Source organism: Rhizobium sp. 25PS6 (assembly GCF_032464655.1).
Taxonomy (GTDB): domain Bacteria; phylum Pseudomonadota; class Alphaproteobacteria; order Rhizobiales; family Rhizobiaceae; genus Rhizobium; species Rhizobium laguerreae.
Genome location: NZ_JAWDIV010000013.1, coordinates 32,911 through 47,850 on the forward strand (window position 1 = coordinate 32,911; position 14,940 = coordinate 47,850).

Below are 14,940 nucleotides of genomic sequence, written 5' to 3' on the forward strand. Positions count from 1 at the left end.
GCTGAATAGCGCGGGATCGATCGTGCCAGGGTGGTTTCCCGAACGGGACCTTCCGTGCGCTCAAAGCAAAAGAACGCCCGGCATTCGAGCGTTCTGACGCTGCTTCATACAGATATTTCGGCGAGACGCAAGGCCCCGCGCAAAATTCTGTTACTTGCCCTGGGCGGAAATCACCGTCCAGCGCTTGTCCTTGGAGATCGGCGCGCATTCCTCGATGGATACGGTATCGCCAATCTTGTACTGATTGTTCTCGTCGTGGGCCTTGTACTTCTTGGAACGACGAACGGTCTTCTGGAGCAGCGGATGAGCGAAACGACGCTCGACACGAACCACTACCGTCTTCTCGTTCTTGTCGCCAACGACGACGCCCTGCAGGATGCGCTTCGGCATATTTTTCTTCCTTTAGGCCTTAACTTCTGCCGCCTTCTGGCGGGCAATGGTTTTCACGCGGGCGATGTCCTTGCGGACTTCGTTGATGCGCGAGGACTTTTCGAGCTGGCCGGTCGCCTTCTGGAAGCGCAGGTTGAACTGCTCCTTCTTCAGCTTGGCAAGCTCGTCCTTGAGTTGGTCGGCGGTGAACCCGCGAACGTCTGAGGCTTTCATGAGCTCAATCCCTTACTCTGCAATGCGCTGAACGAAGCGCGTCTTGACCGAGAGCTTGGCAGAGCCGAGGCGAAGCGCCTCACGGGCGATTTCTTCGCTGACACCGTCGATCTCGAACATCATACGGCCAGGCTTGACCTTGCATGCCCAATATTCAACGGAGCCCTTACCCTTACCCATACGGACTTCGGTCGGCTTTTTGGTTACCGGAACGTCCGGGAACACGCGGATCCATACACGGCCGGCGCGCTTCATATAACGCGTGATCGCGCGGCGGGCCGCTTCGATCTCGCGCGCATTGACGCGGTTGGGTTCCTGTGCCTTCAGGCCGAATTCGCCGAATGCCAGGTCAGAACCGCCCTTGGCGACGCCCTTGATGCGGCCCTTGAACTGCTTGCGGTACTTGGTACGCTTTGGCTGCAACATTTTCTTATTCTCCGAACTTCTCTGCCACGCGCGCTATCAAGCGTTGTCGCGGCGACGGTCTCTGTCGCGGTCACGATCACGGCTTGCCGGACCCTGGGCGTCACCTTCCATCGCGCGGCGCTCGGAAGCCATCGGATCATGCTCAAGGATTTCGCCCTTGAAGATCCAGACCTTGATGCCGCAGATGCCGAACGCGGTTTCTGCTTCAGCCGTGCCGTAGTCGATGTCGGCGCGCAGCGTGTGCAACGGCACACGACCTTCGCGGTACCATTCCGTACGGGCGATTTCAGCGCCGCCGAGACGGCCAGCGCAGGTGATCTTGATGCCTTCGGCGCCAAGACGCATCGCGGACTGAACGGCGCGCTTCATGGCGCGACGGAAAGCCACGCGACGCTCGAGCTGCTGGGCGATCGACTGAGCGACCAGCGTCGCATCGACTTCGGGCTTGCGCACTTCGACGATGTTGAGGTGCGTTTCCGAATTGGTCATCTCCGACAGCTTCTTGCGGAGCTTGTCGATGTCAGCGCCCTTGCGGCCGATGATCAGGCCCGGACGTGCCGAGTGGATCGTGACGCGGCACTTCTTGTGCGGACGCTCGATGACCACCTTGGAGATCCCGGCCTGCTTCAGTTCGCTCATGACGAACTTGCGCATCTTCAGGTCTTCGTGCAGCAGCTGACCGTACTCGGCATTGTCCGCAAACCAGCGGCTATCCCAGGTACGGTTGATTCCGAGACGGAAACCGATTGGATTGATTTTCTGACCCATTATGCGGCCTCCTCTGCTGCCTGCACTTCACGAACGACGATCGTCAGGTGCGCGAAGGGCTTTTCGATGCGCGACGCGCGACCGCGGCCACGAGCGTGGAAACGCTTCATGACGATCGACTTGCCGACATAGGCCTCGGCGACAACCAGCGAGTCGACGTCGAGATCGTGGTTGTTCTCGGCGTTGGCGATCGCAGATTCGAGCGTCTTCTTGACGGCGCCTGCGATGCGCTTGCGGGAGAACTCCAGCTCAGCGAGTGCGCGCTCGACCTTCTTGCCGCGGATAGCCGCAGCAACCAGGTTGAGCTTCTGGGGGCTGACGCGGAGCGTGCGGGCGACTGCTTGCGCCTCGTTGTCCTTCAGCCGGCGTTCGGCTTTTGCCTTGCCCATTGTTACTTCCTCTTCGCCTTCTTGTCCGCGCCGTGACCGTAGTAGGTGCGGGTCGGAGAGAATTCACCGAATTTGTGACCGACCATGTCTTCATTGACACTGACCGGGATATGCTTGCTGCCGTTGTAGACGCCGAAGGTGAGACCGACGAACTGCGGCAGGATCGTGGAGCGACGGCTCCAGATCTTGATCACTTCACTACGACCGCCTTCACGAACCTTCTCAGCCTTCTTGAGAAGATAGCCGTCAACGAACGGACCTTTCCATACTGAACGAGCCATTGGAGACTTCCTCTCTTACTTCTTACGCTGATGACGCGAGCGCATGATCATCTTGTCGGTCGACTTGTTCGACCGGGTGCGCTTGCCCTTGGTCGGCTTGCCCCACGGTGTCACCGGATGGCGACCACCGGAGGTGCGGCCTTCACCACCGCCGTGCGGATGGTCGACCGGGTTCATGACGACACCGCGGTTATGCGGACGCTTGCCGCGCCAAACGGTACGACCGGCCTTGCCGTCGTTGATGTTGGCGTGATCAGGGTTGGAGACGGCGCCGATCGAAGCAAGGCAGGAGCCATGGACGAGACGCTGTTCACCGGAGTTCAGGCGAAGGATCGCCATGCCCTGGTCGCGGCCAACGAGCTGTGCGTAACCACCGGCGGAGCGAGCGATCTGACCACCCTTGCCCGGCTTCATTTCCACGTTGTGGATGATGGAGCCGACCGGGATGAACTGCAGCGGCATGGTGTTGCCGGGCTTGACGTCGACAGCCTTCTCGGAAGCGATGACCTTGTCACCGGCAGCGAGGCGCTGAGGAGCGAGGATATAAGCCTTCTCGCCGTCAGCATAGTTCACCAGCGCGATGAAAGCCGTGCGGTTCGGATCGTATTCGATACGCTCGACCGTGCCTTCGACGTCGAACTTGCGACGCTTGAAGTCGACTAGACGATAGGTGCGCTTGTGACCGCCGCCGATGAAGCGGGCGGTGATGCGGCCGAGGTTGTTACGACCGCCACTCTTGGTCAGACCTTCCGTCAGCGCCTTGACCGGCTTGCCCTTGTAGAGGGCGGAGCGGTCGACGATGACCAGCTGGCGCTGGCTCGGGGTGATCGGATTGAAAGTTTTCAATGCCATTTTCTTATACCTCAGAGACCGGTGGAGACGTCGATCGTCTGGCCTTCAGCCAGCGTCACAACAGCCTTCTTCACGTCCTTCTGCTTGCCGACGAAACCGCGGAACCGCTTGGTCTTGCCTTTGCGCAGCAGAGTGTTGACAGCCGTGACCTTAACGCCAAACAGCGCCTCGACCGCAGCCTTGATTTCCGGCTTCGTCGCCTGCTTGGCGACATTGAAAACAACCTGATTGTTTTCGGATACCAGCGTGGACTTTTCGGTGATCGCCGGAGAGACGATCACATCGTAGTGGCGAAGATCGGTCACTTGAATCGCTCCTCTAGCGCTTCAACCGCAGCCTTGGAAAGCACGAGCTTGCCGCGGCGCACGATGTCGTAAACGTTGATGCCCTGAATCGGCAGAACATCGATGTTCGGGATGTTCTGAGCTGCGAGCTTGAAGTTGCCGTCAAGCTCTGCGCCGCCGATGAAGAGGGCGTTGGTCAGGCCGAGCGTCTCGAAAACGGACGCGAGCGACTTGGTCTTGGCTTCAGCGGCAACCAGGTTGTCGATGACGATGACGTCATCGGCCTTGATCTTGGCCGAAAGTGCGTGGCGAAGGCCGAGTGCGCGAACCTTCTTCGGAAGATCGTGCTCGTGGCTGCGGACAACCGGGCCGTGAGCCTTGCCGCCGCCGCGGAACTGCGGAGCGCGAGCCGAATGGTGGCGGGCGCGGCCCGTACCCTTCTGCTTGTACATCTTGGCGCCGGTGCGCGAAACTTCCGCGCGGCCCTTAGCCTTGTGCGTGCCCTGCTGCTTCTTGGCAAGCTGCCAGCGGATGACGCGGGCGAGAATGTCTTCGCGGGGCTCGAGGCCGAAAATAGCGTCCGAAAGGGAAACCTTCCCGGCGTCTTTTCCCTCGAGGGTCTTGACGTTGAATTCCATTGATCTGGCTCCCTTACTTCGCGGCCGACTTGACGGCGTCGCGCACGATGATCCAAGCACCCTTGGAACCAGGAACAGCACCCTTGATCAGGATCAGACCACGATCTTCGTCGGTCGAAACTACTTCCAGGTTCTGCGTCGTGACGCGCGTCTGGCCCATGTGACCAGCCATCTTCTTGTTCTTGAAAACCTTGCCCGGATCCTGGCGCGAGCCGGTCGAACCGTGCGAACGGTGAGACACCGACACACCGTGCGTGGCACGCAGACCGCCGAAACCGTGACGCTTCATGGCGCCGGCAAAACCCTTACCGATCGTCGTGCCCGTCACGTCGACGAGCTGACCGGCTGCAAAGTGACCCGCCTTGATCTCAGTGCCGACCTCAAGCAGTTGATCTTCCGACACGCGGAATTCCGTCAGCTTGGCCTTCGGCTCGACGTTGGCAATGGCAAAGTTGCCGCGCATCGCCTTCGACGTGTTCTTCACCTTCGCCTGGCCGGCACCGAGCTGAACTGCGGTATAGCCATTCTTTTCGACAGTGCGCGTGGCTACGACCTGGCAGCCTTCCATACGCAGTACCGTTACCGGGACATGCTCGCCGGCGTCGTTATAGACGCGGGTCATTCCCACCTTCTGTGCAATCACACCTGAACGCATCGGTTCAATCCTTCTCACTCAGCCCGAAGACCCGAGGTCTCAGAGCTTGATCTCAACATCGACACCGGCGGCGAGATCGAGCTTCATCAGCGCGTCTACCGTCTGCGGGGTCGGGTCAACGATATCGAGAAGGCGCTTATGCGTGCGCATCTCGAACTGTTCGCGGCTCTTCTTGTCGATGTGCGGGGACCGGTTGACCGTAAACTTCTCGATGCGGGTCGGAAGCGGAACGGGGCCCCGGACGCTTGCACCGGTGCGCTTAGCCGTCGATACGATCTCACGCGTTGAGGCGTCGAGAATCCGGTGATCGAACGCCTTCAGGCGGATGCGGATATTCTGGCCGTTCATTCGACTTTATCCTTGTGTCTGTTATCCGCGTGTCACCGCTTAGGGACACGACTTACCTTCAGTTACGTTAGCGGGCCACCGGTTTCAAAGATCGAGAGGGACACCGAGATCGGCGTCCCTATCCTTTCCTTGGGCCAGGTGGCCCAGCCGCTAATTACTCGACGATCGACGCGACGATACCGGCGCCGACGGTGCGGCCGCCTTCGCGGATGGCGAAACGCAGCTTTTCTTCCATCGCGATCGGAACGATCAGCTCGACCGATACCGTGACGTTGTCGCCCGGCATGACCATCTCCGTACCTTCCGGCAGCGTCACGATGCCCGTCACGTCGGTCGTGCGGAAGTAGAACTGCGGACGATAGTTGGTGAAGAACGGCGTATGACGGCCACCCTCTTCCTTCGTCAGGATGTAGGCTTCTGCCATGAACTTCTTGTGCGGCTTGACTGAACCCGGCTTGCACAGAATCTGGCCACGCTCAACGCCATCACGGGTGACGCCGCGGATCAGCGCACCGATGTTGTCGCCAGCCTGGCCCTGATCGAGCAGCTTGCGGAACATTTCAACGCCGGTCACCGTCGTCTTCGTCGTCGGGCGGATGCCGACGATCTCGACTTCTTCGCCAACCTTGACGATGCCACGCTCGACGCGGCCGGTCACAACCGTGCCGCGGCCAGAGATCGAGAACACGTCTTCGATCGGCAGCAGGAACGGCAGGTTGATCGGACGCTCAGGCGTCGGGATGTAGGCGTCGACAGCGGCCATCAGTTCGCGGATCGCGTCTTCGCCGATCTTCTTGTCCGAATCTTCGAGAGCAGCAAGCGCCGAACCCTTGACGATCGGAATATCGTCGCCCGGGAAGTCGTAGGACGACAGCAGTTCGCGCACTTCGAGCTCGACCAGTTCGAGAAGCTCGGCGTCGTCAACCTGGTCGACCTTGTTCAGGAACACCACGATTGCCGGAACGCCGACCTGGCGAGCCAGCAGGATGTGTTCGCGCGTCTGCGGCATCGGGCCGTCAGCGGCCGAGCATACCAGGATCGCGCCGTCCATCTGGGCAGCACCGGTGATCATGTTCTTGACGTAGTCGGCGTGGCCGGGGCAGTCGACGTGGGCGTAGTGGCGCGCCGGCGTCTCGTACTCAACGTGGGCCGTCGAAATCGTGATGCCACGCGCCTTCTCTTCCGGAGCCGCGTCGATCTGATCGTACGCCTTGTACTCACCGAAGTACTTCGTGATCGCTGCCGTCAGAGACGTCTTGCCGTGGTCAACGTGGCCAATCGTGCCAATGTTGACGTGCGGCTTGTTGCGCTCAAACTTACTCTTTCCCATTTTCGGGTCTCCGTTTTGCTAGTCCCCGAAGGGATCTAATTCTTGTTATCGGTCAATTGGTATTCCGGTCACTTCTGACCGGAATACTTTGCCTGGATTTCAGTTGCGACGTTCGACGGGACCGGCGAATAGTGATCGAAGGTCATCGTGTACTGGGCGCGGCCCTGGGACATGGAGCGCAGGTTGTCGACGTACTTGAACATATTCGCGAGCGGGACGTTCGCGTTGATGACGACGGCGATACCACGGCTTTCCTGGCCCTGGATCTGACCGCGACGGGAGTTCAGGTCGCCGATAACGTCGCCGACGTAATCTTCCGGGGTGACGACTTCGACCTTCATCATCGGCTCAAGCAGCTGAGCGCCGGCCTTCTTGGCTGCTTCACGGAAGCAGGCACGCGATGCGATTTCGAAGGCGAGAACCGAGGAGTCGACGTCGTGGAAGGCGCCATCGATGAGGGTTGCCTTGACGCCGAGCATCGGGAAGCCTGCGAGCGGACCCGAAGACAGAACGCTTTCGATGCCCTTCTGGACGCCGGGGATGTATTCCTTCGGAACGGAACCGCCGACGATCTTCGATTCGAATTTGAATTCGTCGCCTTCCGGGTTCGGTTCGAAGACGATCTTGACGCGCGCGAACTGGCCGGTACCACCGGACTGCTTCTTGTGCGTGTAGTCTTCTTCATGCGTCCGGGTGATGGTTTCACGGTAGGCAACCTGCGGCGCGCCGACGGTTGCTTCGACCTTGAATTCACGACGCATGCGGTCGACGATGATGTCGAGATGCAGTTCGCCCATGCCGGCGATGATGGTCTGGCCTGATTCCTGGTCGGTCTTGACGCGGAAGGACGGATCTTCAGCAGCCAGGCGGTTGAGCGCGAGGCCCATCTTTTCCTGGTCGCCCTTGGTCTTCGGCTCGATGGCGATCTGGATGACCGGCTCCGGGAATTCCATGCGCTCGAGGATAACCGGTTTCAGCGGATCGCAGAGCGTGTCGCCTGTCGTGGTTTCCTTGAGGCCGGCGAGAGCCACGATGTCGCCTGCGAAGGCTTCTTCGATGTCTTCACGCGAGTTGGAGTGCATCTGCAGCATACGGCCGACGCGCTCGCGCTTGTCCTTGACCGTGTTGATGACCGACGCGCCCTTTTCGAGCTTGCCGGAGTAGATGCGGGCGAAGGTCAGCGAACCGACGAAGGGGTCATTCATGATCTTGAAGGCGAGCATGGAAAGCGGCTCGCTGTCGTCGGCATGACGCTCGATTTCGGCTTCCGTCTTGAAGTCGATGCCCTTGATCGCCGGGATGTCCATCGGTGACGGCAGATAGTCGACGACGGCGTCGAGCAGCGGCTGCACGCCCTTGTTCTTGAAGGCAGTGCCGCAGAACATCGGGTGGAACTTGACGTCGATCGTGCCGCGGCGAACCAGCGCACGGATCTGATCGTTGTCGGGCAGAATACCTTCGAGGTATGCTTCGGTGGCGGCTTCGTCGATGTCGACGACCGTCTCGATCAGCTTTTCGCGATATTCTTCAGCCTTGGCCTTCATGTCCTCGGGGATCTCGACGACATCCCACTGGGCGCCGAGCGACTCGTCGCGCCAGATGAGTGCGTTCATCTCGACCAGGTCGATGACGCCCTTAAATTCGGTCTCCGCACCGATCGGCAGCTGCATGACGACAGCCGTTGCACCGAGACGGGTCTTGATCATCTCGACGGAGCGGTAGAAGTCCGCGCCGGTCTTGTCCATCTTGTTGCAGAAGATCATCCGCGGGACATTGTACTTCTCGGCCTGACGCCAGACGGTTTCCGTCTGCGGCTCAACACCGGCGTTGGCGTCGAGCAGCGCGATGGCGCCGTCGAGAACGCGCAGCGAACGCTCGACTTCAATGGTGAAGTCGACGTGGCCGGGAGTGTCGATGATGTTGAAGCGGCGCATTTTGCCGTCACGGCCCTTCCAGTAGGTCGTGGTGGCAGCAGAGGTGATCGTGATGCCACGCTCCTGCTCCTGCTCCATCCAGTCCATGGTGGCTGCGCCGTCGTGGACTTCGCCGATCTTGTGCGACTTGCCGGTGTAATAAAGAATACGCTCGGTGGTCGTGGTCTTGCCGGCGTCGATATGCGCCATGATACCGAAATTGCGGTAGTCTTCGATCTTATATTCGCGAGCCATTGTGGACTGCCTTTCGATACCGTTCGGAATTACCAGCGATAGTGCGAGAACGCACGGTTGGCGTCAGCCATCTTGTGCGTGTCTTCGCGCTTCTTGACGGCGGAGCCGCGGTTGTTGGACGCATCGAGCAGTTCGCCGGAAAGGCGGTCAACCATAGTCGTTTCATTGCGCTTGCGGGCAGCAGCGATCAGCCAGCGAATAGCAAGAGCCTGGCGGCGCTCCGGACGAACATCGACAGGGACCTGATAGGTCGCACCACCGACACGACGCGAGCGAACTTCAACGTGCGGCGCAATGTTCTCAAGCGCAGAATGGAATACCGTGAGCGGCTCCTGCTTGGCCTTGCCCTGGACAACGTCGAACGCACCGTAGACGATGTTTTCAGCAACGGACTTCTTGCCGTCGAGCATGATGGCATTCATGAACTTGGTGACGACGAGATCGCCGAACTTCGGGTCCGGATTGATTTCGCGCTTTTCTGCTTTATGACGTCTGGACATATTTTGTCTCTTCAACCGTTAAGGCGCTTCATGACGCGGAGGACCTCGCGCAGCGCCGGATTATTCAAAAACCGAATTACTTCGGACGCTTCGCGCCGTACTTGGAGCGGCGCTGCTTGCGGTTCTTGACACCCTGAGTATCGAGAACGCCGCGGATGATGTGATAACGGACACCCGGAAGGTCCTTGACGCGGCCGCCACGGATCATGACGACGGAGTGTTCCTGAAGGTTGTGACCTTCGCCGGGGATGTAACCAATGACTTCGAAGCCGTTGGTCAGGCGGATCTTTGCGACCTTACGCAGAGCCGAGTTCGGCTTCTTCGGCGTCGTCGTGTAGACGCGCGTGCAAACGCCGCGCTTCTGCGGGTTCTCCTGGAGTGCGGGAACCTTGTTACGCTTTACGTTCGCCTGGCGAGGCTTGCGGATCAGCTGGTTTACGGTAGGCATTCAACCATCCCTTACGTTTTATCTCAGTACCCTTGCGGGCTTGAACTCGCGCCGTCTCCGGCAGTGACGCATGCTTTCCGTCAATGCGCAAAATATGGCCCGATCCGCTTCCGCAGATGGACCACAAGGAGCAGAGGACGCATAGAATATGCGTCGTGCGTGCAGCATCATGACTTCAACGTGCGTTTAGAACCTTGTTTGAGGTGAACTTCAGGGCGAGTCGCCCCGAACAGCCAAGCCTCACATGGGATCTGATGGCCGGGGTACTACTGGTTTCCACCCGTCTCGTCAAGGCCGGTTAAGAAATAAACTCGCCGTATCGCCTTGATATGCCGGCCGAACGCCCTGTTTCATCCTTCTAGACGAATTGACGGGCGTGCACCAAGATAAAAACTTGGGCATTGCAGCAAAAACAGTTAAGGAATCAGCAATTGCGGCGTTCGGCCCTCACAGCAGGATTCGAGCGACCGAATCGTCAAAGAGCCGAAGGACAGGCGATGATCACAACACCTGATAACGACAATAATTTCGACGGCCCGATGATCTTCATCATCATCGGCAAGGGCTACGAGTCCGACGCCAGCGAAGGCATCGACCTGCACATCATGCTGAAGGCGCCTGACGACGACACTGCCGTACGCGAGGCCTTGAACGCCCTTGCCGAGGAAGGCTTCATCGAGGCCGATCTCGACCAGATCGGCATGCTGACCGAGGTCCCGGCCGAAGAGCCACACGCATCTGCCTACCAGGGCGCCGTCGAAGGGGAAGTCGCGATCATCCGGTTCAACTGAAGGGAGCCGCCGCTCACGCTGTCAAGGCAGCATAAGCGGAAGCAGCCTCCCTCCCCGCCCGTCCTATCAGAGCAACCTAAATATGAAAAACCGCCCGGATCGCTCCGGGCGGTTTTTCAATTCATCGACTTCAGCTGCGGATTATTCCGCAGCCGGAGCCTTTTCGGCCATGTCCTGCAGCATGGGCGTGGCGACGGCAGCACCCGTGCCCTTGCGGCGCTCTTCGAGGATCATCTCGTCGCGCGACGTGGCGATGCGGCGGATCTGGGTCATGGTGCCGCCGGTACCGGCCGGGATAAGGCGGCCGACGATGACGTTTTCCTTCAGACCCTGCAGGCCATCGGTCTTGCCGGCGATCGCAGCTTCCGTCAGCACCTTCGTCGTTTCCTGGAAGGACGCGGCCGAGATGAAGGACGGGGTCTGCAGCGATGCCTTGGTGATGCCGAGAAGAACCGGATCGCCATAGGCTGGCTTCTTGCCCTGCTCGATCAGGTGATCGTTGACGTCTTCGAGCTCGATCCGGTCGACATTGTCGCCGACGATATAGGTCGAGTCGCCTGCATCGGTGATCTCAACCTTCTGCAGCATCTGACGGACAATCACCTCGATGTGCTTGTCGTTGATGACGACGCCCTGCAGGCGGTAGACTTCCTGGATCTCGTTGACGAGGTAGGAGGCCAGAGCCTCCACGCCCTTGATCGCCAGGATGTCGTGCGGAGCCGGGTTACCGTCGAGGATGTAGTCACCCTTTTCGATATAGTCGCCTTCCTGAAGGTGGAAGGGCTTGCCCTTCGGGATCAGGTATTCGACAGGCTCGACACCGTCTTCCGCCGGCTCGATGATGACGCGACGCTTGTTCTTGTAGTCACGGCCGAGACGGATCGTACCATCGATCTCTGCGATGATGGCATGGTCCTTCGGACGGCGGGCTTCGAACAGCTCGGCAACACGCGGCAGACCGCCGGTGATGTCCTTGGTCTTGGCGCTTTCGAGCGGCGAACGGGCGAGAACGTCACCCTGGGAGACCTTCGTGCCCGGCTCGACCGACAGGATCGCATCGACCGAGAGGAAGAAGCGAGCGTCACCGCCACGAGACAGCTTCGCGATATTGCCGCTGGCATCCTTGATGACGATCGCCGGCTTGAGGTCCGAGCCGCGCGGGGTCGAACGCCAGTCGATGACCTGACGCTTGGTGATGCCGGTCGATTCGTCGGTCGCTTCCAGAACGGAAAGACCGTCGACCAGATCCTCAAACTGAACGGTACCGGCCACTTCCGTCATCATCGGACGGGTGTAGGGGTCCCACTCTGCCAGGCGCTGGCCGCGCTTGACCTTGTCGCCTTCGTCGACATGCAGCTTCGAACCGTAGGCCACGCGCTGCGACGACCGCTCGACACCACGTTCGTCCAGGATCTGGACGGTCATGTTGCGGCCCATGGCAACGAGGTTGCCATCGGAGTTGCGCAGGATGTTGCGGTTCTTGATCTGCACCGTACCTTCGTACGAGGCTTCGAGGAACGACTGGTCGACCACGGTTGCTGTACCACCAAGGTGGAAGGTACGCATGGTGAGCTGGGTGCCCGGCTCGCCGATCGACTGAGCAGCGATGACGCCGACGGCTTCGCCCATATTGACCGGCGTACCGCGCGCGAGGTCGCGGCCGTAGCAGACCGAGCAGACGCCCGTCTGGATTTCGCAGGTCAGTGCCGAGCGGATGCGGATCGACTGGATGCCGGCCTTCTCGATTTCGACGACGTCGGGCTCGAGGATCATCCTGCCGGCATCGACGATGCGCTCACCCGTGACCGGATGATCGATGTCATCGAGCGCCGTGCGGCCGAGGATACGGGCGCCGATCGAGGCAACCACCTGGCCGGCATCGACGATGGCGGTCATGGTGAGGCCCGTCTGCGTTCCGCAATCGACATGCGTGACGATGCAATCCTGCGCGACGTCGACGAGACGGCGGGTCAGGTAGCCGGAGTTGGCGGTCTTCAGGGCGGTGTCTGCCAGACCCTTACGGGCGCCGTGCGTCGAGTTGAAGTACTCGTTGACGGTCAGGCCTTCCTTGAAGTTCGAGATGATCGGCGTCTCGATGATTTCGCCCGACGGCTTGGCCATGAGGCCACGCATGCCGCCCAGCTGGCGCATCTGGTTCGGAGAACCGCGGGCACCGGAGTGGCTCATCATGTAGATCGAGTTCATCGGCTTCTGGCGACCGGTCTTCTCGTCGAATTCAACCGCCTTGATGCGGGCCATCATCTCTTCGGCGACCTTTTCGGTCGCCTTGCCCCAGGCGTCGACAACCTTGTTGTACTTCTCGCCCTGAGTGATGAGGCCGTCATTGTACTGCTGCTCGTATTCCTTCACCAGGTTTTCGGTGTCGGCAACGATCTTGGCCTTGGCATCCGGAATGACCATGTCGTCCTTGCCGAATGAAATGCCGGCGCGGCAGGCGTGGGCGAAGCCGAGCTGCATGATGCGGTCGCAGAAAATGACCGTGTCCTTCTGGCCGCAATGGCGATAGACCGTGTCGATCATCTTCGAGATGTTCTTCTTGGTCATTTCCTGGTTGCAGATATCGAAGGGAACCTTGCCGTTCTTCGGCAACAGTTCGCCGATGAGCAACCGGCCAGGCGTCGTCTCATAGATCTTCGAGTAAGGCTTGCCATCCTCGTCGACCGACTTGAAGCGGCCGCGGATCTTGGTGTGCAGCGTCACGACCTTGCTTTCGAGGGCGTGATGCAGCTCGCCGAGATCGGAGAAGGCCATGCCTTCGCCCGGCTCGTTCTGGTTGAGGATCGACAGATAGTAGAGGCCGAGAACCATGTCCTGCGAGGGAACGATGATCGGCGCGCCGTTGGCCGGATGCAGGATGTTGTTGGTCGACATCATCAGCACGCGGGCTTCGAGCTGGGCTTCGAGTGACAGCGGCACGTGGACGGCCATCTGGTCGCCGTCGAAGTCAGCGTTGAAGGCCGTGCAGACGAGCGGATGCAGCTGGATCGCCTTGCCTTCGACCAGGATAGGTTCGAAGGCCTGGATGCCCAGGCGGTGCAACGTCGGTGCGCGGTTCAAGAGAACCGGATGCTCGCGGATGACCTCGTCGAGGATATCCCAGACTTCCGGCTTTTCCTTTTCGACCAGCTTCTTGGCCTGCTTGACGGTCGAGGAGTAACCCTTGGCGTCGAGGCGGGCATAGATGAACGGCTTGAAGAGCTCGAGCGCCATCTTCTTCGGCAGGCCGCACTGGTGCAGCTTCAGTTCCGGACCGGTGACGATGACCGAACGGCCGGAATAGTCGACGCGCTTGCCGAGCAGGTTCTGGCGGAAGCGGCCCTGCTTGCCCTTCAGCATGTCGGAGAGCGACTTCAGCGGACGCTTGTTGGCGCCGGTGATGACGCGGCCGCGACGGCCGTTGTCGAACAGCGCGTCAACGGATTCCTGCAGCATGCGCTTTTCGTTGCGGATGATGATGCCAGGCGCACGAAGCTCGATCAGGCGCTTCAGACGGTTGTTACGGTTGATGACGCGGCGGTAGAGATCGTTCAGATCCGACGTCGCGAAACGGCCGCCGTCGAGCGGCACCAGCGGACGCAGATCCGGCGGGATGACCGGAACGACCTTCATGATCATCCATTCCGGACGGTTGCCCGACTCCATGAAGTTCTCGACGATCTTCAGGCGCTTCATCAGCTTCTTCTGCTTGAGATCCGACGTGGTGTCGGCAAGCTCGGCGCGAAGGTCGCCAGCGATCTTTTCGAGGTTCATCGAGGCCAGCATCTCGTAGATCGCCTCGGCGCCGATCATCGCGGTGAACTGGTCTTCGCCGTATTCGTCGACGGCGAGCATGTACTCTTCTTCCGAAAGGAGCTGGTGCTCCTTCAGGGCGGTCAGGCCCGGCTCGGTGACGATGTAGTTTTCGAAGTAGAGGACGCGCTCGACATCCTTCAGCGTCATGTCGAGCAGCGTCGAAATGCGTGATGGCAGCGACTTCAGGAACCAGATGTGGGCAACGGGAGCAGCGAGCTCTATATGGCCCATGCGCTCACGGCGAACGCGCGACAGCGTGACTTCGACGCCGCACTTTTCGCAGATGATGCCCTTGTACTTCATGCGCTTGTACTTGCCGCACAGGCATTCGTAGTCCTTGATCGGCCCGAAGATGCGCGCGCAGAACAGACCGTCGCGTTCCGGCTTGAACGTACGGTAGTTGATGGTTTCCGGCTTCTTGATCTCACCGTAAGACCAGGAGAGGATCTTCTCCGGAGACGCGATCGAAATCCGAATGGAATCGAAATTCTGTGCAGGCACCTGCGGATTGAAAAGATTCATGACCTCTTGGTTCATGCCTGTCTCCTTCATGGGCTAAAGCGCCCTCAAAATGCGATGGTCGGCGGCGAATTCCCGGGAGCCGCCTCCCTCGCTTAAACGAGAATAACCGCTGGATGCGGCGAAA

At 59.9% G+C, this 14,940-nt stretch carries 17 protein-coding genes; 1 reads left to right on the top strand and 16 read right to left on the bottom strand.

The window, feature by feature from the left end; genetic code table 11:
• Window positions 1-150 precede the first annotated feature (150 nt).
• The 15 genes from rpsQ to rpsL form a co-directional block, all read right to left on the bottom strand.
• Window positions 151-390, bottom strand: coding sequence for a 30S ribosomal protein S17 (gene rpsQ, locus RWK44_RS19415; RefSeq protein ID WP_003547557.1), 240 nt, complete (start codon window positions 388-390; stop codon window positions 151-153).
• A gap of 12 nt (window positions 391-402) precedes the next feature.
• Complete coding sequence (gene rpmC / locus RWK44_RS19420; RefSeq protein ID WP_003547556.1) at window positions 403-603, bottom strand: 50S ribosomal protein L29; 201 nt, start codon at window positions 601-603, stop codon at window positions 403-405.
• A gap of 12 nt (window positions 604-615) precedes the next feature.
• Window positions 616-1,029 carry a 50S ribosomal protein L16 gene (rplP, locus tag RWK44_RS19425; RefSeq protein ID WP_003547555.1) on the bottom strand — a complete coding sequence of 138 codons (414 nt, stop codon included), beginning with the start codon at window positions 1,027-1,029 and terminating at the stop codon, window positions 616-618.
• 36 nt (window positions 1,030-1,065) lie between these two features.
• Window positions 1,066-1,797 carry a 30S ribosomal protein S3 gene (gene rpsC, locus RWK44_RS19430; protein WP_003547554.1) on the bottom strand — a complete coding sequence of 244 codons (732 nt, stop codon included), beginning with the start codon at window positions 1,795-1,797 and terminating at the stop codon, window positions 1,066-1,068.
• On the bottom strand, window positions 1,797-2,186 hold the full coding sequence (rplV, locus tag RWK44_RS19435; protein ID WP_003547553.1) for a 50S ribosomal protein L22: 390 nt from the start codon (window positions 2,184-2,186) through the stop codon (window positions 1,797-1,799). The genes rpsC and rplV overlap by 1 nt, the downstream gene beginning before the upstream one ends.
• A 2-nt stretch (window positions 2,187-2,188) precedes the next feature.
• A complete protein-coding gene (gene rpsS, locus RWK44_RS19440; RefSeq protein WP_003547552.1) occupies window positions 2,189-2,467 on the bottom strand; it encodes a 30S ribosomal protein S19 in 279 nt (92 codons plus the stop codon).
• Window positions 2,468-2,482: 15 nt separating this feature from the next.
• The gene (rplB, locus tag RWK44_RS19445) at window positions 2,483-3,319 is read right to left on the bottom strand and encodes a 50S ribosomal protein L2 (RefSeq protein WP_077976456.1); all 837 of its coding nucleotides are present in this window, start codon (window positions 3,317-3,319) and stop codon (window positions 2,483-2,485) included.
• An 11-nt stretch (window positions 3,320-3,330) separates the two neighbouring features.
• On the bottom strand, window positions 3,331-3,624 hold the full coding sequence (locus RWK44_RS19450; protein WP_003547550.1) for a 50S ribosomal protein L23: 294 nt from the start codon (window positions 3,622-3,624) through the stop codon (window positions 3,331-3,333).
• The gene (gene rplD / locus RWK44_RS19455; RefSeq protein WP_003547549.1) at window positions 3,621-4,241 is read right to left on the bottom strand and encodes a 50S ribosomal protein L4; all 621 of its coding nucleotides are present in this window, start codon (window positions 4,239-4,241) and stop codon (window positions 3,621-3,623) included. The genes RWK44_RS19450 and rplD overlap by 4 nt, the downstream gene beginning before the upstream one ends.
• 13 nt (window positions 4,242-4,254) lie before the next feature.
• Complete coding sequence (gene rplC, locus RWK44_RS19460; RefSeq protein WP_003547548.1) at window positions 4,255-4,896, bottom strand: 50S ribosomal protein L3; 642 nt, start codon at window positions 4,894-4,896, stop codon at window positions 4,255-4,257.
• Between the two features lie 39 nt (window positions 4,897-4,935).
• A complete protein-coding gene (rpsJ, locus tag RWK44_RS19465; protein WP_003547547.1) occupies window positions 4,936-5,244 on the bottom strand; it encodes a 30S ribosomal protein S10 in 309 nt (102 codons plus the stop codon).
• A 154-nt stretch (window positions 5,245-5,398) separates the two neighbouring features.
• Window positions 5,399-6,574 carry an elongation factor Tu gene (gene tuf / locus RWK44_RS19470; RefSeq protein WP_020049533.1) on the bottom strand — a complete coding sequence of 392 codons (1,176 nt, stop codon included), beginning with the start codon at window positions 6,572-6,574 and terminating at the stop codon, window positions 5,399-5,401.
• A gap of 68 nt (window positions 6,575-6,642) precedes the next feature.
• A complete protein-coding gene (gene fusA / locus RWK44_RS19475) occupies window positions 6,643-8,742 on the bottom strand; it encodes an elongation factor G (protein ID WP_018068032.1) in 2,100 nt (699 codons plus the stop codon).
• A gap of 29 nt (window positions 8,743-8,771) precedes the next feature.
• A complete protein-coding gene (rpsG, locus tag RWK44_RS19480; protein WP_011651422.1) occupies window positions 8,772-9,242 on the bottom strand; it encodes a 30S ribosomal protein S7 in 471 nt (156 codons plus the stop codon).
• Between the two features lie 76 nt (window positions 9,243-9,318).
• On the bottom strand, window positions 9,319-9,690 hold the full coding sequence (gene rpsL, locus RWK44_RS19485; protein ID WP_003547537.1) for a 30S ribosomal protein S12: 372 nt from the start codon (window positions 9,688-9,690) through the stop codon (window positions 9,319-9,321).
• A 497-nt stretch (window positions 9,691-10,187) separates the two neighbouring features.
• Here rpsL and RWK44_RS19490 point away from each other — a divergent pair, with 497 nt between their 5' ends.
• Window positions 10,188-10,481, top strand: a complete 294-nt coding sequence (locus RWK44_RS19490) for a hypothetical protein (protein WP_003547528.1) — start codon at window positions 10,188-10,190, stop codon at window positions 10,479-10,481.
• A 141-nt stretch (window positions 10,482-10,622) separates the two neighbouring features.
• Here RWK44_RS19490 and rpoC read toward each other — a convergent pair whose 3' ends face one another.
• On the bottom strand, window positions 10,623-14,831 hold the full coding sequence (gene rpoC, locus RWK44_RS19495) for a DNA-directed RNA polymerase subunit beta' (RefSeq protein WP_026158635.1): 4,209 nt from the start codon (window positions 14,829-14,831) through the stop codon (window positions 10,623-10,625).
• Between the last annotated feature and the right edge of the window lie 109 nt (window positions 14,832-14,940).